The 20,665-nt window shown below is 73.1% G+C and carries 14 protein-coding genes; 9 read left to right on the top strand and 5 right to left on the bottom strand.

Annotated features, from left to right (window positions below; translation table 11 throughout):
* Positions 1-24: 24 nt before the first annotated feature.
* Both IW256_RS38375 and IW256_RS38370 read left to right on the top strand, forming a co-directional pair.
* Positions 25-2,223 (top strand): HAD-IA family hydrolase, encoded by a 2,199-nt coding sequence (locus tag IW256_RS38375; protein ID WP_197015609.1) that lies wholly within the window; start codon positions 25-27, stop codon positions 2,221-2,223.
* Complete coding sequence (locus IW256_RS38370) at positions 2,220-3,341, top strand: MFS transporter (RefSeq protein ID WP_197015608.1); 1,122 nt, start codon at positions 2,220-2,222, stop codon at positions 3,339-3,341. The genes IW256_RS38375 and IW256_RS38370 overlap by 4 nt, the downstream gene beginning before the upstream one ends.
* Before the next feature lie 41 nt (positions 3,342-3,382).
* On the opposite strand, the gene IW256_RS38365 is transcribed toward IW256_RS38370, so the two are convergent.
* Positions 3,383-6,481, bottom strand: coding sequence for an AfsR/SARP family transcriptional regulator (locus tag IW256_RS38365; protein ID WP_197015607.1), 3,099 nt, complete (start codon positions 6,479-6,481; stop codon positions 3,383-3,385).
* A gap of 618 nt (positions 6,482-7,099) precedes the next feature.
* On the opposite strand from IW256_RS38365, the gene IW256_RS38360 reads away from it, so the two are divergent.
* Together IW256_RS38360 and IW256_RS38355 are read left to right on the top strand one after the other, a co-directional pair.
* The gene (locus IW256_RS38360; protein WP_197015606.1) at positions 7,100-8,341 is read left to right on the top strand and encodes a UDP-N-acetyl glucosamine 2-epimerase; all 1,242 of its coding nucleotides are present in this window, start codon (positions 7,100-7,102) and stop codon (positions 8,339-8,341) included.
* The gene (locus tag IW256_RS38355) at positions 8,338-8,940 is read left to right on the top strand and encodes a hypothetical protein (protein ID WP_197015605.1); all 603 of its coding nucleotides are present in this window, start codon (positions 8,338-8,340) and stop codon (positions 8,938-8,940) included. The genes IW256_RS38360 and IW256_RS38355 overlap by 4 nt, the downstream gene beginning before the upstream one ends.
* Here IW256_RS38355 and IW256_RS43000 read toward each other — a convergent pair.
* Both IW256_RS43000 and IW256_RS38345 read right to left on the bottom strand, forming a co-directional pair.
* Positions 8,931-10,892, bottom strand: a complete 1,962-nt coding sequence (locus tag IW256_RS43000) for an ATP-binding protein (protein ID WP_197015604.1) — start codon at positions 10,890-10,892, stop codon at positions 8,931-8,933. The genes IW256_RS38355 and IW256_RS43000 overlap by 10 nt on opposite strands.
* 587 nt (positions 10,893-11,479) lie before the next feature.
* On the bottom strand, positions 11,480-12,766 hold the full coding sequence (locus tag IW256_RS38345) for an MFS transporter (RefSeq protein WP_420535435.1): 1,287 nt from the start codon (positions 12,764-12,766) through the stop codon (positions 11,480-11,482).
* A 492-nt stretch (positions 12,767-13,258) separates the two neighbouring features.
* Here IW256_RS38345 and IW256_RS38340 point away from each other — a divergent pair, with 492 nt between their 5' ends.
* The gene (locus IW256_RS38340) at positions 13,259-15,187 is read left to right on the top strand and encodes a hypothetical protein (protein ID WP_197015602.1); all 1,929 of its coding nucleotides are present in this window, start codon (positions 13,259-13,261) and stop codon (positions 15,185-15,187) included.
* Between the two features lie 65 nt (positions 15,188-15,252).
* Here IW256_RS38340 and IW256_RS38335 read toward each other — a convergent pair whose 3' ends face one another.
* Complete coding sequence (locus IW256_RS38335) at positions 15,253-15,585, bottom strand: hypothetical protein (protein ID WP_197015601.1); 333 nt, start codon at positions 15,583-15,585, stop codon at positions 15,253-15,255.
* Between the two features lie 442 nt (positions 15,586-16,027).
* Here IW256_RS38335 and IW256_RS38330 point away from each other — a divergent pair, with 442 nt between their 5' ends.
* The 3 genes from IW256_RS38330 to IW256_RS38320 are packed head-to-tail and all read left to right on the top strand — an operon-like array spanning position 16,028 to position 18,659.
* Positions 16,028-16,762, top strand: coding sequence for a polysaccharide deacetylase family protein (locus IW256_RS38330; protein WP_307829340.1), 735 nt, complete (start codon positions 16,028-16,030; stop codon positions 16,760-16,762).
* The gene (locus tag IW256_RS38325) at positions 16,759-17,478 is read left to right on the top strand and encodes a YveK family protein (RefSeq protein ID WP_197015600.1); all 720 of its coding nucleotides are present in this window, start codon (positions 16,759-16,761) and stop codon (positions 17,476-17,478) included. The genes IW256_RS38330 and IW256_RS38325 overlap by 4 nt, the downstream gene beginning before the upstream one ends.
* Positions 17,406-18,659 carry an FAD-dependent oxidoreductase gene (locus tag IW256_RS38320; protein WP_197015599.1) on the top strand — a complete coding sequence of 418 codons (1,254 nt, stop codon included), beginning with the start codon at positions 17,406-17,408 and terminating at the stop codon, positions 18,657-18,659. Before IW256_RS38325 ends, IW256_RS38320 begins: the two co-directional genes overlap by 73 nt.
* An 85-nt stretch (positions 18,660-18,744) precedes the next feature.
* On the opposite strand, the gene IW256_RS38315 is transcribed toward IW256_RS38320, so the two are convergent.
* Positions 18,745-18,993: a hypothetical protein gene (locus IW256_RS38315; RefSeq protein WP_197015598.1), complete on the bottom strand. Its 249-nt coding sequence runs from the start codon at positions 18,991-18,993 to the stop codon at positions 18,745-18,747.
* Between the two features lie 473 nt (positions 18,994-19,466).
* Between IW256_RS38315 and IW256_RS38310 the strand changes: the two genes are divergently transcribed.
* On the top strand, positions 19,467-20,564 hold the full coding sequence (locus tag IW256_RS38310; protein WP_197015597.1) for a hypothetical protein: 1,098 nt from the start codon (positions 19,467-19,469) through the stop codon (positions 20,562-20,564).
* Positions 20,565-20,665 lie beyond the last annotated feature (101 nt).

The following is a 20,665-nucleotide window of genomic DNA, read 5'->3' as shown; positions in this document are numbered from 1 at the left end:
CGAACGGGAACGCGAGGTGAGGCGATGCGGCCGGAACACCCCTGGCTCGACGGCGTACGGGCGGTACTGCTCGACATGGACGGCACGCTGGTCGACTCCGACGCGGCCGTCGAGCGGGCCTGGGTCCGCTGGGCGGCCGAGCACGGGCTCGACGCCGCCACGGTGCTGGACGGCGCGCACGGCCGGCCCGCCCTGGCGACCGTACGGCGGGTCGCGCCCTGGCTGGACGGGCCCGCGGCGGAGCGGGCGGCGGCGCGGCAGATCGAGCTGCAGATGGACGACGCCACGGGCACCACGGCGCTGCCCGGCGCCCGCGAACTCCTGGCCGCCCTCGACCGGCGCGGCCTGCCATGGGCCGTGGTGACCGGCGCCGACGCCGCGCTGGCCAAGGCCCGGCTGGACGCGGCGGGCATCGCGCCACCCCTCCTGGTCACGGCCGGGGACGTGACCGAGGGCAAGCCCGATCCCGAGGGCTACCTCCTCGCGGCCGGGCGGATGGGCGTACCCCCGGAACACTGCCTGGTCGTGGAGGACACCGTCCCCGGCGTCGAGGCGGGCCGGCGGGCCGGGGCCAAGGTCGCCGCGCTGCGCGGGCTGCCGGCCGACCTGACCCTCGGCGCGCTGGAGCAGCTCACCGCCCTGCTGGCCGGAACGGACCGGCCGTGGTGGGCCGACGCGATCGGCTACCAGGTCTACCTCCCCTCGTTCCAGGACGGCGACGGGGACGGCATGGGCGACCTGGACGGCCTGCGCGAGCGGCTCGGCCACCTGGCCGGCCTGGGCGTGGACGTGATCTGGGTGACGCCGTTCTTCACCTCGCCGATGGCCGACCACGGCTACGACATCGCCGACCACCTGCGGGTCGACCCGCGCTTCGGCGGCGACCGGGCGCTGGACGCCCTGCTCGCCGAGGCCCGCCGGTACGGGCTGCGGGTCATCGGCGACCTGGTCGTCAACCACACCAGCGACCGGCACCGCTGGTTCCAGGAGGCGCTCGCCGATCCGGGCGGGCCGTACCGCGACTACTACATCTGGCGCGACCCGGCGCCGGGCGGCGGGCCGCCCAACAACTGGCTGTCGCACTTCGGCGGGTCCGCCTGGACCCTGCACGAGGAGACGGGCCAGTACTACCTGCACCTGTTCCGGCCCGAGCAGCCCGACCTCAACTGGCGCAACCCGGCGGTCGCGGACGAGGTCGACGCGATCATCGAGCACTGGCTGCGCCGCGGCCTGGCGGGCTTCCGCATCGACACCGCCGCCTACCTGGTCAAGCATCCCGACCTCCCGGACAACCCGCCGCTGCCCGACGGCACGCTGCACGCCATCCGCGGGGTCACCGAGGACTGGCGCCGCCAGGACCACCGGTACGACATCCACCAGCCCGACATCCACGGGATCCACGCGCGCTGGCGGCGCGTCGCCGACCGGTACGCCGCGTTCCTCGTCGGCGAGGTCTACGAACTCGACCCGGCCCGCCTGGCCGGCTTCGTGACCGCCGAACGGCTGCACTCCTCGTTCTGGTTCGGCCTGGTCGAGCAGGAGGGCTGGGACCCGGCCCGGATCCGCACCATGATCAGGGCCGCCGCCACCGCCTCGCCCCGCCTGTCCTGGGTGCAGGGCAACCACGACCGCCCCCGCGCCGCGTCCCGGTACGGCGGCGGGACGCTCGGTGCCCGCCGCTGGACGGCGCTGGAGGTGCTCACCGCGTTCCTCCCCGGGACGAGCTGGATCTACCAGGGCGAGGAACTCGGGCTCGTGGACGGCACCGTCCCCGCGGGGCAGGGCGCCGACCCGCTCGGCGCGGCCGAACCCGCCCGTTCCCGCGACGGGGCGCGCACCCCCATGCCCTGGTCGCCGGGCCCCGGCCTGGGGTTCACCCGGGGCCGCCCGTGGCTGCCCGACGGCGGGCGCGTCCCCGCCGACACCGTCGAGGTCCAGAACCGCGACGCCACCGGCACCCTCGCCCTCGTCCGGCGGCTCCTGTCCGTCCGGCGCCGGCTGCTCGCCACCACCCCGCTCCCGTCCGAGCTGACCTGGATCGACACCGCATCGGACGTCCTCGCGTACCGGCGCGGCCCCCTGACCGTCGCCGCCAACCTGGGCGAACACCCCGCGGAACCGCCACTGAACGGCCGGCCCGTCTTCGACACCGAGACCGGCGACCCCCGGAAGCGGCCGGCGGTCCTGCTGCCGTACCAGGCGATCGTGCTGACCGACCAATGACCAGGAGCCCCCGCACGCTGGGCCTGTACGCGGCGATGGGCTGCCTGGGCTACCTGCTCGCCGCACTGGGCGCGATCCTCCCGGAACTGCGCGCCGAACGCGGGCTGCCGCGGAGCGAGGCGGCCCTCTACCCCTCCGCGTTCGCGCTCGGCCTGGTGCTCGTCGGCCTGTTAGGGCACCGGCCGGCGCCGAAGGCGGGCCGGTACGCGCTGCCGGCGGCCCTGACCGCACTGGTCGGCGGGGCCGCCCTCCTGGCCCTGGGGGACGGCCGGCTGACCGGCGGCACCGGCGCCCTGGTGCTCGGTCTCGGCGGCGCCGGCCTGGTCCAGCTCGTCCCGGCCGCCCTCCGCGAGACCGGGGACGCCCGGGCGGGCGCGGTCGCGATCGGCGAGGCGAACGCCGTCTCCAGCGCCGCCTCGGTCCTGGCACCGCTGCTGGTCGGCTTCGCCCTCGCCCACGGCCTGGGCTGGCGCGCGGCGTTCGCCGGGCTCCCGCTGGCCGCGGCCGTGCTCCCCGTGATCGTCCTCCTCCGGCACGGAACGCCCCCCGCCCCCGCGGGCCCGGACCCGCCGGCCGGGCGCCGGGCCCCCGCCCTCTTCCGCAGCCGCTGGGTCGACCTGGTGCTCGCCGTGTCCGTCGAGTTCTGCGTGCTGTTCTGGGCGGCGGACTTCCTGCACACCATCAAGGGCCTGGAGAGGGAGACCGCCACCACCGCCTCCGCGGCGTTCGTGCTGGGCATGGCCGCAGGCCGGGCCACGACCGGACGCGCCGTACGGCTCGGCCAGGACCGGCTCCTGACCGGCGCCACCGCGGTGGCCGCCCTCGGGTTCGCCGTCTTCTGGACGGTCCCCGCCCCCGCCCTCGCGGTCGGCGGCCTCCTCCTGACCGGCCTGGGCGTCGCCCTGCTCTACCCGCTGATCCTCGCGCAGGCGCTCGCCGCCTGGCCGGGCCGTCCCGCACACGCCGCCGCCCGCTGCGCCCTGGCGTCCGGCGTCGCGATCGGCACCGGCCCGCCGCTGCTGGGCGCCCTCGCCGACCTCACCGACCCGCGGACCGCCGCCCTGCTCACCCTCGTCCTCCTCCTGGCCCTCCTGATCCGCCGCACCCGCCTCCTCTGAACAGGCCGCGCCCCACGACAGCTCACCCCATGCCTCCAGGATCACGACGCGACCTCATCGATCTCGTGAAGTTGCAGGGCGACGACCTTCTCCTCCGGAACGCCGAGCTTCTCGAAGATGTCCAGCGCCTGCCGCCAATGGATGCGAGCGGACTCCTTCCCGTGTAACTGGAGGACCGTGGAGGCGATACCTTCGTGGATCTTGGCCTCCTGGTACGGGTCACTGATGTCGCGAGCGATCGCCAGCGCCTCACGGTAATGGCCGAGGGCGATTTTGTACCGGCAGTCGGCTTGGCAGGCGTCGGCGATACCGCGCAGCGCCCGCAGATGCTGGTAGGGATCGCCGATGTCCGTCGCGAATTCCCTCGCCTGTTCATGGTGGACCAGCGCCTCGTTCGGACGCCCCGACAGCAGATAGGTGACCCCGATGCTGTTCAACGTGTCGGCGATGTTCCGCCGGTCACCGATCTCACGGAAAACCACGATCGCCTCTCGGTAACACTGGAGCGCCGCCGGATGGTCCCCCTTGTACTGGTGCACGTTTCCAACGTTGTTCTTGAGGATGGCGCGGTTCTCGAGGCCCTCGATACGTTCGAAGATGGCACTCGACTCCCGGTAACTGCGGATGGCGTCCCGGTGGAAGCCGCGCTGCCGCTGCACTTCCCCGATGTTGTTGAGGACCATGGCCTCACCGCGCCGGTCCCCCAGCCTGCGATAAACCTCCAGCGAGAACCGCAGGTGCCGCAGAGCCTCCTCGTAACGGCCCAGGTGCCACAGCGCGATACCCGCATGTCCGAGCGCCCCCGCCTCGCCGTGCCGGTCGTCGACCTTCCGGCAGAGAACCTGCGCCTCCTGATAATGCGCGAGGGCCTCCCGGTACCGCGCTGTGGTCCACAGGATGATGCCGATCCGGTCGAGCGTCTCGGCGACCGCCTGCCGGTCGCTGGAGGACCGGTAGATCGCCAGCGCCTCGTTGGCGTGCTCCAGGGCCGCGGCGTAGTGGCCCGTGCGGAACCGGGTGAGGGTCAGCTCGAAGAGCGCCCGGGCGAGGGCGTCCGGCGCCCGTGTCTCCCGCGCTGCGCGGACGGCCGCCTCCTGGGCCTGCGCCGCCTGCTCGCGAAGCCCGTGCGTCTCCAGGTAGGGCGAGAAGGCGTGCACCAGAAGGGCGCCCTCGTGCTTCAGCTCATGTCCGATGGCGTACTCCGCGAGGGCCAGCCCGTTACTCCATTCCTCCTTCATCCACCTGTCCGCGTCCTCGGGTGTCAGGGCGGTGCCCCCCTTGCCGGAATCGGCGGGCAGCGCGCGCCTGCGACGGTGCGGGTGGAGAACTCGGTCGGCGTTGTCCGTCCACGTCAGGTAATACCGCAGCAGGCCCGACAGAGCCTTTCTTCGGTCACGGCTGGAGTCCTCGGCGCACGCACGCGCGCGGGCGTAGGCGCGCACGAGATCGTGCATGCGCATGCGCCCCGGAGCGCGCTCGTAGAGGAGATGGTGGTCGAGCAGCGCGTCGCACACCGCCCGCACGGCCTCGATCGGGCGGGCACCGAGCGCCGCGGCGGCCTCCACCGTGAGATCGGTGCACGGGCTCAGTCCCAGCCGGCGGAAGAGACGCCTCTGCTCCCCGGCGAGCGCCCGGTAGGACAGGTCGAAGGCCGCGCGGGCCACGCCGTCGTCGAGGTGGAGCGGGTCGTCCGGTTCGACCGGGGCCGGGACCCCGCGATGGGACAGGGCGGCGGTGAGGCGTAACGCCAGCGGAAGGCCGCCGCACCGCCGGACGACGGCGTCGGTCTCGGCGGCGTCCAGGTTCTCGCCCGCGATACGGACGACCAGCTCCCTCGACTCGTTCCGGGAGAGTGCGCCGACATGGACGTAGGAGGCCGCGGGCAGGCCCGCCAGCCGCCGGCGGCTGGTGACCAGGACGCGGCAGGACGGCGCGTTGCCGACGATCGGCGCGATCTGGTCCAGGCCGGTGGCGTCGTCGAGGACGACGACCGCGCGCCGTCCGGCCATCTCCCGCCGCCACAGGCGGGCCCGTTCGGCCATCGCCCCGGGGACGCGCGTGGGCGGGACGCCCAGCATCCGCAGCAGCTCGGCCAAGGCCGCACCGGCCGAAAGAGGGGGCCGCGCGGTGTCATGACCGCACAGCGGCAGGTATAGCTGGGCATCGGGATACCGGTCGCTTAGGAGGTGCGCGGCTCGCAACGCGAGCGCGCTCTTCCCTACACCGGCCATGCCTGTGATGACCGTGACCCGCCCCGGGGACCCCCCGGATCCGGCACCTTCGGTGAGGGCCTCCAACTCGCGTTCCCGGCCGGTGAAATCCCGGATGTCCTCGGGCAGGGAATGCGGCCCGTGCGCACTTTCGTCACACGGGTTCCGCAAGGGCATGTCCAGGCCCGGGTCCCGCCGCAGGATGCCCTCATGCAGGGTCCGAAGGTGAGGGCCGAGCGGCGAACCGAGCTCCGCCGCGAAGAGACGGTCCGCACGCCGGTAGACCTCAAGGGCCTCCGCTGCCCGGTCGTGCCGGTACAAGGCCGTCATCAGCCGGGCGAGAACGCCCTCGTCGTACGGGCGCGCGGCGGCCAGCCGGTGGAGTTCGCCGATGACCTCACCGTGCCGGCCCAGTCGCAACTGGAGATCGATCCGCTCGACGCGGGCGGCGTGGCTCTCCTCCTCCAGGCTCTCGCGCAGGTTCCTCAACCAGTCGCCGGGCAACCCGGCGAGCGGCCGGCCGCGCCACAGCCCCTCCGCCTCGGCCAGGAGCGTGAGCGCGTGGTCGTCATCACCACTGTCGGCGATGGCGCGTGCACGGCGGCGCAGCCGCCGGAAGCGATGCAGGTCGATGAGATCGAGATCGACGTTCAGGGTGTAGCCGCCGGCTCCATGGATCAGTGGTGACGGCCCGCCGGGCATCTGGCGAAACCTCCCGCGCAGCCGCGAGAGGTAACTCGTCAACGTGGTGCGCGCCCGCGGCGGCCTGTCCTGCCCCCAGATCCGCGTCTCCAGCGTCTCGGCCGAGACGGCGCGGCCGCATTCGATCGCCAGTATCGCCAGGACACAACGTTCCTTCAACGAGCCGAGTTCCAGCGCGACGCCCCCCGCGCGCAGCTCGACAGGGCCGAGGAGCCTGATCTCCTCCATCCTCTCCTCCCGGTTTGTCCGGCCCCCCGATATCCGAACCGTTTGGAGTGTCTCACGCAAAATGTCCGCTTACTAGGCACGCGGGTGCGTAGTTATACCAGATGCCCAACGCCGGCAGCAGTCGAATCACAAGGTTACTTTCGAGGAACACACGTTCCAATGCGGCGACACCCACAATGGTGGGGATGGCATCAATACGCGGATCTAGCTCCCCCAGAACTCGAAGCCCCGATAGATCAACGAAGCCACGCGAGCCGGGCGAACTGGGCTAACCTTGATCCCGCACACAAGTGCAACAGTGCAAATTCTGCACGTGCATCTGCATGCTTGCATGCACGTGCACTACCTCATAGATTGCGAGGAACGGCATGCTCTTCATCATTCCGTTGATCTTCATGGTCTAGATGAAACTTGCACGCGCTTGAAGATCATGCCACAAGGGGCGGGGAGCGACCAGATCCTGGTCCGTCCCCGCCCTTGTGACATGGCCATTCCGGCGACATCACCAGGCATGCAACGTCTTCGTCCAGTCCCGTGCAGGCTCTCCATCCATGTGCCCGGCACACCGTGGGTCCAGCGGCCTCGGAGCCGCACCCAGCCGAGCAGCGGGAGGGCACGATGTCATCTGATGGTTGGTCGCCGGGACCGTTCGGCCTGGACGCCGCGAAGGGGGCCACCCTGGCGACGCGGCGCACCGTCCTCGCCGTCGCGCACCACCTGACCGCGGCGACCCGGCTCGCCGACGTCCTGACCTTGATCGAACGTGACCGGCGTGTCCAGACGGTCTACACCGTGGCACCCGCGTCGGTGTTCTCGCCGGGGGTCGCCGATCACCTGCGGGCCGCGGGAGCGCTCGTCATCCCCTTCGACCGGGCCGCCCACACCTCCTTCGACCTCGCCATCGCCGCCGGGGACGGCGGACTGGAACGGTTGCACGCCCCCGTCCTCCTGCTTCAGCACGGCATGGGCCCGGCCACGCGGTCACACCGGTGGGCGGGCGCCGGCCCGGCCGCCCCCCGGCCGATCGCCGGGCTGCGTCGCGAGGCGCTCGTGGCCGGGGGCCGCGTGATCCCGGCCGTCATCGCCCTGGCCCATCACGAGCACCGGCTCCGGCTGGCGCGGATCTGCCCGGAGGCGGAGCCCGCCGTCCGTGTCGTCGGCGACCCCGCCCTCGACAGGATCGGCGCCGGCGCTCCGTCGCGCGAGACCTACCGCCGGGCGCTCGGGGTGGGGGGACGGCGTCTGGTGGTCGTCTCGTCCACGTGGGGGCCCCGCTCCCTCTTCGGACGGCACCGCGACCTCATCCGCCGGCTGGCCACGGAGCTGCCGCCGGAGCGCTATGCAGTCGTGGCGGCCCTGCATCCCGCCACCTGGAGCTGGCATGGTCACCGGCAGTGCCTCGCCTGGTTCGACGACTGCCGCCGGCTCGGCGCCGGGCTGCTGCCCCCGCACGAGGGCTGGCAGGCCGCACTGACCGCGGCCGACCTGGTGGTGGGCGACTACGGGTCGGTCAGCCACTACGCCGCCGCGATCGGCGTCCCCACCGTCCTGGCCGCCTTCCCCGACGACGACGTCCTGCCCGGTTCACAGGCCGAACTCCTCGGACGCCTCGCCCCGCGTCTCTCGCTCGACCGGCCGCTCCTCCCCCAGATCGAGGCGCACACGGCGGCGCACAGCGCCCCGGCCGTCGCCACCTTGCTGCGCGACCGGCTGACCTCCGAGCCCGGCCGCGCCGCCGCTCTCCTGCGCCGCGAGATGTACGGGCTGCTGCGCCTCGCGGAACCGGCGGAACCGGCGGCCCTCGATGCGGTACCGCCGCCCCGCCTGGTCGGCACCACGGAACCGGAGGTGGTCCGGTGAGCGCCGAGCTCATTCAGGCACGGGTCTCCACGACGCGGAGGGCCGAGCCGCCGGGACGGCCGGGGCAGGCCCGCGTCACGGCGCACGCGGGCCGGGAGACCGTCGCCATGGTGTTGCGTTCTCTCCCGGCAGGCCCGCCTTCCGGCCACGGCCGGGCGGACGGAGGGCCGTGGCCGGGAGGCCGGATGGTGGACGAGCATGTGCGGGTACGCGCCACCGGCCGCGACGACCGGTGGCTGCCGATCGCCGACGTCGCCGTCATGAGAGCCATCGCGCCCCCCTTCGACCGGCCCGTCCCTCCCTCCGACGCCACGCTGATCACCTGCGTGTTCGACGCCGGAGGCCGGTGCGCCCTATGGGCGCGCGGGCACCGGGAGGCCGCGCGTTTCACCGCCCTCCTGCCGGCGGGCGGATGCGCTCTCGCCGAGCTAGAGAGCGCGTTCGCGTGGGCGGCCTCCTTCGCGCACGGCCGCCTGGTGCTGGGCCACTGTTTCACCGCGCTGAGGACGGCACGCCTGACCTTCGACCTGCCGGGACGGCCTGGCGGCGGCATCACGCTCTTCCCCGCCCAGGCCGCCCAGGCCCCCGGTCAGCCGTGATCTCCGAGGCCCGGAGAACGGTCGAGCCGGGCGAGGCGCGCGTGAACGTCGATGGCCTGCGGGGCACCCAGCTCGCCGAAGACGGCGGCGGCCCGCTCCAGCCGCGCCCTCTCGGCGCCGGGGTCACCGGCACGACGTGCCAGGTCGGCCAAGGCGAGCTGGACGTTCCCCTGCTCATGCCTGGCACCGGCGTGGTCGGCGGCCTTCGACGCGGTGGTCAGCGTGGCGGCGGCCTCGCCGAGACGGCCCCGCGCCGTAAGGACGCCGGCCAGGCCGATGAGCGTCCGCGCCCGGTTGTAGTGGTCGTCCTGCCCGTCGAAGTAGGCCAGGGCCTCATTCAGGTGATCGATCGCCTCATCGGCGCGATCGAGCCGCGCCATGGCCTCGCCCAGACGCCGGTGCATCATCGCCACACCGCGTTCCAGCCCGATGTCCCGCTGGACGCTCAGGGCTCGGGAGAACGACGCGATGGCGCCGGGGACGTCATCGAGGCCGAGCCGCGCCACGCCCAGACACTCCAGCGCCGCCGCCACGCCCCGCGCGTGCCCGCCACCGACCTCGAGCTCCAGGGCCCGTTCGGCGCGGCGCTCGGCCTCGGGGAAATCGCGGCGGTTCAGATGGGCGTAGGCCAGCGCCACCAGCATCCGCGCCTCGGCCCGCGGATCCCCCGCCGCGGCCGCAGCGGCCACCCCGATCTCATGGGTCCTCATCCAGGTCGCGTAGTGCTTGCGGTGAATGAAGAGCCCCCACAATGCCTCGCACAGTTCCCACGTGCCCCGATGCAGCCCCCGTTCATGGGCGGCGGTGATGAGGTCGGCGCAGTTGGGCAGCTCGGACTCCAGCCACTCCAGCGCCTTCACGTTGTCGGCGAACACGACCACGGGGTCGCGCTCATAGTGACGCCCCAGGTGCCAGCGGCCGGGAATGATCACACGGTCGGCCGCCACCGCGATGGTCAACGAGTGCTCGAGTAACCGCTCGAAGGCCCTCTCACGCTCGGCTTCCGGTTCCTCCTCCTCGGCCACGGCGCGGGCGTGCAACCGCGTCAGGTCGTGAAACCGGTAGCGGCCTTCGGGCTCCTCCTCGATCAGGTTGGCGTCCGCGAGCGCGTCCAGGCCGCGGGCCGTCGGCTCCTGCTCCGCCTCGATGACGGCCGCGGCCGCCCGTAGATCGAAGTCCGCTCCCGGATGCACGCTCAGGAGCCGGTACAACCGGGCCGGGTCAGCGGGCAGGTGGCGATAAGTCACCTCGAAGACCGACCGCACCGAACTCTCCCCGTCGTCGTCCTCACCCCGGCTCCCCAGGGCCGCGAGCCGACCTCGTTCATCGGCCAGTTCGTCCACGACCCGGGAGATCGGCCAGTTCTCCCGGGTCGACAGCCGGGCGGCGGAGGTGCACAGCGCCAGGGGCAGGCGCCCGCACAACTCGGCGAGAGACCGTGCCGCCCGCGGCTCCGCGCCGGTCCGCGCGCTGCCGAGCATGCGGTCCAGAAGATCGACGGCGGCGGACTGCTCCAGCGGCCCGAGCGTGAGGAAGGACGCGCCGTCGACGGCCAGGCCGGTGAGCCGCCGCCGCGAGGTCACCACCACCAGCGAGGGACCGTGGCCCGGCAGCAGGGGGCGTACCTGCGCCGCGGAGACGGCGTTGTCCAGCATGATGATCAGCCGGCGCCCCGCGGTGAGGGAGCGGAACAGGGCCCCCTGTTCGTCGATGTCGGCGGGCACCGCCTCGGCGGCCACCCCCAGGGCGCGAAGAAAGCGTGCCAGCAATTCACTCGGCAGTACCGGCTCGGCCCCGGAGAATCCCCGCAGATCCGCATAGAATTGCCCATCGCCGAATCGGTCTCTGATCCGATGCAGCCAGGCCAGGCCCAGTGATGTCTTTCCCACGCCGCCCACGCCGCTGATCACGAACACCGCCGGAGAGCCCTCACCGGCCACCGCGTCGCTCACCGCGATGAGCCTCTCCAGTTCGTCCTCCCGGTCGGTGAAGTGCGGCGGTGTCGCGGGGAGCTGGGCGGGTACCGGCAGCGAAGGGCGCGTGGCGTGGAGATGAATCCCCCCTTGGACGGATCCGGCTTGAACGAAGGATCCGGACACGTCGCCCGCGAATTCATTACGGGAAGGAGATCGCCCGGTCCCGCGATCGCCCGATTCCGCACCTCTCACCTCGCGCTCGCTCACGCGTCACCACTCCATGAAGGGACGGGATCGGATCCGCGTCAACGTAACCCCGATGGTTCCGGCGATCAAGGCCCACCGCCGTACGCGGAGGACCAACGTGGCGATCACAGCGCACCCGAACAGGAGAATCCAACCAGAGAACTCGGCACTTTCTCAGAGTTTTGGAAATTCGCGCGACTTGGAACGCAATAATCACCCGAACGCGAATATGATTCCGAATTGCCGTCGCAATCTGCCTGGATTTCATCTGCATTATGTCAGGGTGATGCGGAGGTCGTTCTCGGCTTCCGGATCGGCGAGTCCGGCGTAGGTGGGCGCGCGAGGGCGGCTCACGGCAGGTCCAGGCTCAGGCGGCGTCAACGTGCGGGGAGGGCGGTGGTGGGGGGTCCGGTCAGCGGGCCCGTCGCGGGGCGGCCGCGGATGTTCAGCGACATGGCCGACGCCACCAGGCACAGCACCGCGGCGCCCCACCAGGCCAGCGTGTACGTTCCGAACGAGGTACGGACGATCCCGGCGGCCGCGGCGGCGACCGCCGCGCCGAGCTGGTGCGCGGCGAAGATCCATCCGAAGATCACCGTGCCCTGGACCGGCCCGAACACCTCGCGGGCCAGCGCGATGGTGGGCGGCACCGTCGCCACCCAGTCCAGCCCGTAGAAGATGACGAAGACCAGCATGCTGGGGTGCACCGAGGCGCCGAACAGCACCGGCAGCGCGAGAAGCGACAGCCCGCGCAGGCCGTAGTACCAGGCCAGCAGCTTGCGGCTGTCCACCCGGTCGGTCAGCCAGCCGGAGGCGACCGTGCCGATGATGTCGAAGACGCCCACCAGGGCGAGCAGGCTCGCCGCCGTGGTGGAGGGCATCCCGTGGTCGTGCGCGGCGGGGATGAAGTGCGTTCCGACCAGACCGTTGGTGGAGACGCCGCAGATGAAGAAACCGCCGGCCAGCAGCCAGAACGCCTTGCTGCGCATCCCGGTGCGGAGTGCCGACAGCGCCGTTCGCGCGGCGTTGCCGGCCGGGGCCTCCTCCGGCTCCGGGTCGGCGCCGGACGCGCCGTACGGCCGCAGCCCGACGTCGGCCGGACGCTCCCGCATCACCAGCAGGATCAGCGGCACCACGGCGAGGGCCGCCGCCGCCACGGCGAGCGAGGCCGAACGCCAGCCGTACCGGCCCGCCAGACCGGCCAGCAGCGGGAGGAACACCAGCTGCCCGGCGGCGCCCCCGGCGGTCAGCACGCCCAGGACCAGGCCGCGGTGCCGGACGAACCAGCGCCCGACCACGGTCGCGGCGAACACCATCGCCATCGAGCCGGTGCCGAGGCCGATCAGCACGCCCCAGCACAGCACCAGCTGCCAGCTCGCGTCCATGACCACGGTGAGCCCGCTGCCCAGCGCCACCAGCGCGAGCGCGGCGGCGGTGACGCGGCGGATCCCGAAGCGGTCCATGAGCGCGGCGGCGAACGGCGCGGTCAGCCCGAACAGCACCAGGTTGACCGAGACGGCCAGCGAGGTCGTCACCCGGGACCAGCCGAACTCCTCCTGGAGCGGCACCATCAGCACGCCCGGCGCGGCGCGGAACCCGGCCGCGCCGACCAGCGCGACGAACGCGACCCCCGCCACGACCCAGGCACGGTGGGGACGGAACACCAGACCTCCAGGCACGACCCGACGAGACGGCCCACCCGCCCGTACGGAACGTTGGCCCGGCGGCCCACTGTGCATCGGCACGCCTCACGGGCAACAGGCGGCAGGTTGCCATTCTTCCGAAGGATCCGGCCATTTCCGGTGGCGAGGGGGCCTCGCCCTGCCCCGCCTGAGGGCGGCCGTGAGCCCGGTCCCGGCCATCGTCCGGACGGGGACGCCACGCTCCGGAAACATCACGGAAACACGGCCCGCACGGTGGACAACGGCCCGCCGTTCCAACCCTCGACCGGCCTTTTTTTACCGCGCGCGGCCGGAACCGGTCGCCGCCAGGTCAGGATCGCGATCTCGCGGGCGGCATGGGCAACACTGGAACGGTGATCCGGGACCGTACGTTCACTGGACGGCACGGGCACGAGCCGTACCATGAACGGCGCCCTTTCGGAACGGCACGATCCTCGGATATCACCGTCCCCTCTACGACACCGGGAGGCGAGCATGGCGGCTCCCACGCCGGCTCCGCTGGGAAGGACCAATCCCCCGCTCCCGGAGGGCACCGAGGTGTGGACGCCCTCGGTCGGCGACACCGTCATCGCCGGCTCGGAGATCAAGCCCAACGGGTACGTCTACTACCGCTGCGCGGGCGTGCCCGACGAGATCAGCGGCATGACCGTGTACCGGCGGCGGGCGGTCGTCCCCGCCCCGCCCACCGACCCGGCGCCGCCGTCGATGGCCGCCGGGCCGGTCGCCCCGGGCCGCCGGGCCGGGCACGCGATCCATCCCGACCCCGCGGCGCCCGATCCGGTCCGGCAGGCGGAGCTGCGGACGCCGGCGTTCCTGCGCCGCGCCCGGACCCGGGCACGGGAGCGGGTCTTCGGCGACAGGTCCAACCACCCCACGGTCACGCCGCCGCTGTTCTCCCGTGACCACCGCTTCAAGGACCCGGCGCGGCTCATCGTGAACGGCTACGGCGTCACCGAGGACGGGCTCTCCTTCCAGGTCACCGTGCTGTCGGACCTGAGGCACGTCGCGATGCCGCACGACCTGATCCCGGTGACGCTCGAGGATCCCCGCGGCACGGTCCTGGACATCGTCATCGTGATCACCCCGCCGCCCGACCAGAACGTCTGCACGTTCTCGGCCTCCTACACCTGGAACCAGCTCGCCAAGCTGCTGGGCATCAGGAGGCCGGCGGGCGTGCCCGTGCAGGACGCCGTGCTGGAGGTGCTCCCGCAGGCCGGGATCAGGGCCGAGTGGTGGGACAACAGGACGGGCCGGAACGCCCCGCGCCACTACAGCGGCGGCACGGGCCAGAAGAACGGCTCGGGCCGCATCGACCTGCGCACGATCACCATCGAGGACCTGAAGGAGGCGGAGTCGGTCCCCGAGACCGCCTGGAGCGTGGGCGAGCCGCTGCGCGAGAGCCGCCCGGTCTACCAGGCGTTCAAGGGGCTGCTCCGGCCCGGGATGGAGATGGCGACGGCGCTGGAGGCCGAGTCGGAGTTCCTCGTCTCCGCCGAGCAGCACCTCTCCGTGGTGGCGCGGCTGCGGTCGCTCTACCTGCGGCCCGACCTGCTCAGGTCGCTCGGCGTCGAGCTGATGTCCGCCGAGACCATCCGCAGGTGCACCGACACCTACTACGACGTTCCGGGGCTGACCCTGCTGCGCCGCGCCGTGGTGCTGCGGCGCCGCGAGCTGAGCTCCGACGAGGCGGGGTCGTTCCTGCTCGCCGTCAAGGGCCGGACGGTGACCTGGCCGGGCGCGCCGGGCGAGCGGATCCGGCTGGCCGCGCAGGCGCACCTGATCGAGTCGGCGCCGCCCGGGCGGCTCCGCGCGTTCCTGGCCGACGAGGGCGCCGACAACGCGTTCGCCCGCGTCCTGGCCGACGGCCTGGGGCTCCGGCCCGGCCAGGTGGCCGGCCTGGAGGGCTGGGACGAGCTGGACCGGCGTCTGGTGGTCACCGCGCAGCGGGTCAGGTACTCCTTCGAGCTGGCGCACTCGACCACGATCGACTTCAGCGCCGACACCTCCACCGGGGTGGACCTGGCGACGGGACGCGCCCGCACGATCCACAGCGTCGAGTTCGGGATCGGCCATCCCGGCCTGTTCGTCCCCGACGTCCGCCGGCCCCGCACCGCGGACGGCGCGGACGGCGGCGCCGCGCCGCACGAGGCCCCGAACGGCGCGCCGCACCGGCCGCCCGCCCGGACGGCGCCCCGGACGGCGCCCCGGCGCGTGCCGGTCACGCGGCCGTACCACGTGCCCGCCGACCTGGACCACCCGGACCTCTTCAGCAAGCGCGACTACCTCCAGTTCCAGGAGGCGCGCGACCGGATGATGCACTACCTGTTCGGGCACACGGCCACCGAACTCGAACTCGGCGGCACCAAGGCTCATATCCTGGCCGGGCGGCTCGGAATGATCTGACCGGCTTCCCCGGAAATCCTCGGAAATCCTCGGAAGGGTTTCAGGAAAAGGGTTCCGCCGGACGGCTACCGGCCGCCCTGGCCGGCGCCCAGGCCGAGCAGATCCGCGAGACCGGCGAGCCCGGTGATCCCGGGCGAGACCGGAGGAGCGGCGTCCTTCCGGGAATCCCGGTCGCGGACGTCCCCGAAATTGTAGTGATAGACGTAGTTGTTCACGTAGTTCTTGACGTACGTCTTCCGGATCACCACTTTCGTGGTCTTCGTCTTCTTGACGTTGGTGCTCTTGACCTCGGTCTTCCTCCCGTCGTCCCGGCCGTGGGCCAGGGCGGGCGCGGCGGCGGCCTGCCCGCCCGCGATGGCCAGCGCGAGGGCGCCGGTCGCCGCCAGTCGCTTCATCATGGTGCCTCCTGAACTGATGCGCGGAGTAGCCGGGTGAATTCGGCGGACCACGGATTCGCGATTCCGCGGCGTCCGATAGGGCTAACACATGGTGGGCGCGCGGCGCCGACGCCCGCGACCGGCCGCGGTCGACTTGAGCCGATCATTACGCGGCGGGGAGATTTCCGGGACACCACCGATGATCAACGGCCGTCCGGCGGGACACCGGGCCGGCCGGTCCCGGACCTGCGGCACCACGGCCATGTCCAAGAACGCGTTGACCTTCGTTAAAGGCATGGGACGGCGCCGTGCGTCCGCGGGAGGGCCGCGCCCGCGCGGGACAGACTCGAAACCGGATCGAGAGAAGCCGGTTCGAGAAGGGCCGGCGGAGACCGGCGGGCCACGAGGAGCGCGGAAGAAGGACCAGGTGGCCGCTCGACGCCACGTCGGCCCGAGGAGCGTCGTGAACCATCCGGAGAACTTCGAGCGTCCCATCACCGCGATGCCGATGGTGCTGATGTACCGGTCGATCGGCCGCAACGACGACCGGGGCGCGCCGCCGGGCACGGTCACGCCCGAACGCCTCGAACGGCAGCTGCGCTGGCTCCAGGCCCGCAGGCTGCGCGGGGTGAGCGTCGGGGAACTGCTGCGGGCCCACGCCCAGGGGAGCACCCGGGGACTGGTCGGCCTCACCTTCGACGGCGGCTACGCCGACTTCGCCACCCGCGCCGTACCGGTGCTGGTCCGGCTCGGGTTCACCGCGACGGTCTTCGCGGTCGCCCGGTACGTCGGCGGGTACGACGGGTGGGCCGCAGGGACGCCCCGGCCGCTGATGACCGCGAACCAGCTGCGCGCCGTCGCCGACTTCGGCATGGAGGTCGGTTCCCAGGGCATGCGCCACCTCTCCCTCCCGGCGGCCTCCGACGAGGAGGTACGCGACGAGCTGCGGGAGAGCAGGTTCGTCCTGGAGGAGATCGTCCAGCGGCCCGTGACGGGCTTCGCCTACCCCCACGGCCATGTCAGCCCGCGGGTCGTGACGGAGGTCCGGATCGCCGGGTACGGCTACGCCTGCGCGATCCGGCCCGAGGAGCCGGGCCGGCACGCCCTGGCCCGCACCTACGTCGGCGAGCGCGACCGGAGCCTGCTCCTGCGGGCCAAGGTCGTCCGCCACGAGCTGCAATGGATGGTCCGGGTATGAGGCTCGTCCGCGTGTTCGGGCTCCCGCTGGCCGTCGTGCTGGCCGGCGTCCTGGGCGGCCTGTGCTACGGCCTGCTGAAGTCCCCGACCTATTCGGCGACGGCCTACGTCCTGGTGGTCTCCAAGTCCGCTTCGGGGTCCACGGCGTCCGACTTCGCGCAGGCGTACGTCCAGCTGGCGCCCCTCCGGGAGACGCTGGCATGGTCCGGTGCCCCCCTGCCGGACACCGCGCTCGCTCAGGCCGCCGACCACATCCACGCGTCCGCCACGTCCGGCGTGCCGATGATCCAGCTGACGGGCTCGGCCGGAACGCCGCGGGAGGCGGCCTCCTTCGCCAACACGGCCGCCGACGCCCTGGTCCGCTACAGCAGGGCCCACCAGCAGGACACCGGCGTGGTCGCCACGCTCATGACGCCTGCGGGCGTCCCCCTGTCCCCCAGCTCCCCCGACCTGCCGTTCGACCTGGCCGTCGGCACCGCGGCCGGCGTGCTGCTGGCCGTGCTCGCGGTCGTGGCACGGGCCGTGCGCCGCGGCGCGCTCCCGGCGCACGACCGGCCGGCACGGCGATCCGGCGCGGCCCCCGGCGCGCGGGAGGAGCGCGGCACCGGCGGCGACCCACACGACCAGCACACGGGGGAAGGCGAATGCACGACTCGACCGCCGACGCGCTCGTCGTCGGGGCCGGGCCCTACGGGCTCTCCGTCGCCGCGCACCTGAGCCATCTGGGCCTGGACGCCCGCGTCATCGGCACGCCGATGGAGTTCTGGGACACCGGGATCCCGCGGGCCGCCCATCTCACCTCCGAGCCGCTCGCCTCCAGCCTCGCCGCGCCGATCGAGGGCGCCGCGTTCACCGACCGCCATCCGGGCTGGCGTACGGGACGGCCGATCCCGGTCCCGACGTTCGCCGGGTACGGCCGCTGGTTCGCCGGCCACCTCGTGCCGTTCGCCGAGGACGCCCAGGTCCTGCGGATCGACCCGGCCCGGGACCGCCACGACGTCCTGCTGTCCACGGGCGAGGTCGCGCGGGCACGCGCGGTGGTGGTCGCGGTGGGCATGCGGCCGTTCGCGCACGTGCCCCCCGTCCTGTCCGCGCTCCCCGCCGGCCTCCGCACCCACAGCGTGGCCCACCGCGATCTCCGGTGCTTCGCGGACCGCGAGGTGGCCGTGATCGGCGCGGGACAGTCCGCGCTGGAGACCGCGGTGCTGCTGGCCGACGCCGGAGCCCGCCCGCTGGTCATCGCGCGTACCGGACGGCCCGCCTGGCGGCCCCTGCCCGTCCCCTCCCCCGCGTGGACCGGCCGCGTCCTGCGCGGCCCCCACTCGGCGCTCGGCCGCGGGTACGGGGCGTGGGTCTGGTCGGAGCATCCCGGTGCCGCGCGCCCGCTGCCGGCCTGGATACGGCACCGGCTCGGCCGGGCGGTCCTGGCCCCCGCCGGGGCGTGGTGGCTGCGGGACCGGTTCGACGACCGCGTGCGCCTGCTGGCGGGGCGGGAGGTCGTCGCCGCGCGGGAGGCGGGCGGCGGCGCCGTCCTCACCACCGCGGGCCGCGGCGGGGACCGGGCGGAGCACCGGGTCGACCACGTGATCGCGGCCACCGGCTTCGTCCCCGGCCTCGACCGGATCCCGTTCCTGCCGCCGGAGGCGCGCGAACGGATCCGGGCCGAACGCGGCTCGCCGGTGCTGGGGCCGCACCTCGACGCCTCCGTGCCGGGCCTGTACTTCGCGGGGTTCATGGCCGCGGGGACCTTCGGGCCGGCGCTGCGCCTCGTGCACGGCGCCGGGTTCGCCGCGCGCCGGATCTCCGCGCACATCGCGGCGCGGGCCGCGGGCGCCGCCCGGCCCGCGGAGGTGCCCGCGGGCCCGCCGCCGTACGCCGGGAGCGCCCCGGCGGGCTGAACGGGCCCCGGGCGCCTCGCCGCCACATGCGAGAGGGCCGTGGCCCCCGGGGTGCTCCGGGTGCCACGGCCCTCGACCGCGCAGCTCAGCTGTGGCGGTGGTGGCCCTTCTTGACGACGGAGCCGCTGTAGCAGTCGCCCGACTCGTTGTTGATCCCGAGCAGGTTGTGCACGGCCGCGCCGATGCCCGCGACGTCGATGCCACGGCACGTCTGGACGTTCACCAGCTGGTTGTTGTTGGTGATGTCCGGCCCATCAGCGTGCGCGGGGGACGCGGCGAAGGCCATGAAACCGGCGGTGCCGACGAGACCGCTGATGACCAGTCGCTTGAGCATGAAATCTCCATTCATGGGGTGTGGTTCCGTGCGGAACTGATCGCACCGCAACCATCCCAGCGAAATCAACCGGAACGAACGACCTTTAAACAGACGTTGCCCCGCGCTGGCGACAGCTTTTCCGAAACCCCCGGATCCGGTCATTCCGCTTTACCAACATCCCGCATGTTCAAGTAAACGCTTCTCCATAACGCTCGGTAACGACAATGGAAGCGGCCCAGGATGATCTCAGAGCGGCACGGCGGATCATTCCCGCCGCCCACTTCCGGATGATCACCTCGGGTTTCTCTCGAACGACGCGCCGGGGACACGCCATCCGGCGACCAATGGGGCCACCTCACCCACGGCGCTGTTATCGTCACTCAGAGTCACCAAAGCGAGGGGATCCGCGAATGCAGCCGGTACCGATCCAGGACGGGGCCCATCGGGCTCCGGATCGGCATCCGCGCGCCCGCGTTCGAGGACTGCTCCGGGTGGCCGCCGTCGCCGGGCTGGCGGTCGCGGGGTGGGTCGTCCTCTCCACGCTGGCCGGGCCGTCCAAGGCGGAGGTCCCGGCCGGCGCCCAGGGCGACGCGGGCGGGACCCGAACGACCGCCCCGGCCGCCGCACCGGCCAACGCCCCGGCCGCCGCACCGTCGCGGCCGTCCACGCGCACGGCGGGACACGCCGGCCGCGTCGCGGGCACGCTGGGCCAGGCCGTCGACCGCACCCTTGGCAGGCCCCTCCACGCGTCTCTCAACAGGCCGCTCGACAGGTCTCTCGACGGGCCTCTCGCCAAGGCCCTCCCCCGGTCACCGGAGCGTCCTGAACGTTCTGAAGCTCTTGGACGTCCTGGGCGACCGGCCGGGCAGGTCACCGGGACGGCACGCCAGGCGCTCCCCCACGCCACGCCCCTCGCCCGGCCGCTCCGCGCCGAGCCCTCGCCGGTCACCGGCCTGGCCTCGGACGTCGCCGAGCGCGCCGGCGCGGCGCTGAGGCCCGCGGCGCACGGCGCGCGGCGGGCCGGGACCACGATGGTCGAGAAGACGGCACTGGTGGAGAAGACGGCGCTGGTCGAGAAGGCCGCACTGGTGGGGAAGGCCGCGTTCGCCGAGAAGGCCGCCCCGCGAGAAGCACACGCGTTCGAGGGCCCGTTCCGGCTCGCCCCGCGAGCCACCGACCGCCACACCGCCCGCAAGGCCGGCAAGGCCGCCGAGCGGGCCGCCGCGCTGCGTGCCGGGAACGGCACCGGGCAGGCCGTCCCGAGCGCCCAGCGGTACGACCTCGGTCATGGGCGCGCGGCCATGTCGCCCGGCCCCCGCCTCAAGGACGCGGCGGACCGCCGATGCCGGGCCTGCGCGTCCGGGACCGGCTCGCCCGCGGCGCCGGGGCCCTTCCTGGCCCCCCGCCAGGACGAGCCGCACGGCGCGCTCCCGCAGACGGGCAACGGCCACGGCCCCGGCCCCATGGCCGCCGCTCCTGCCTCCTTCGCGTACACCGCCCCGGCCGCCGCCGAGAGTGTGCGGACACCCCCGGAGGCGCCGCTCCAGGACCAATCCTCGCCCGCCGGCCCCATCGTCGTTCCCGACTGAGAACGGCGCCCGGCCGCATTCGTCCCGCCGCCCGTACGGACATTCCGGTCCATCGGAACACGACGGCAACGCACCAGAACCGGTACGGGGCCCGATGGTCG

This window comes from Actinomadura viridis, from assembly GCF_015751755.1.
Classification (GTDB): Bacteria; Actinomycetota; Actinomycetes; order Streptosporangiales; family Streptosporangiaceae; genus Spirillospora; species Spirillospora viridis.
The sequence above is the reverse complement of the archived record's forward strand: the minus strand, read 5'-3'. Positions and strand labels throughout refer to the sequence as shown.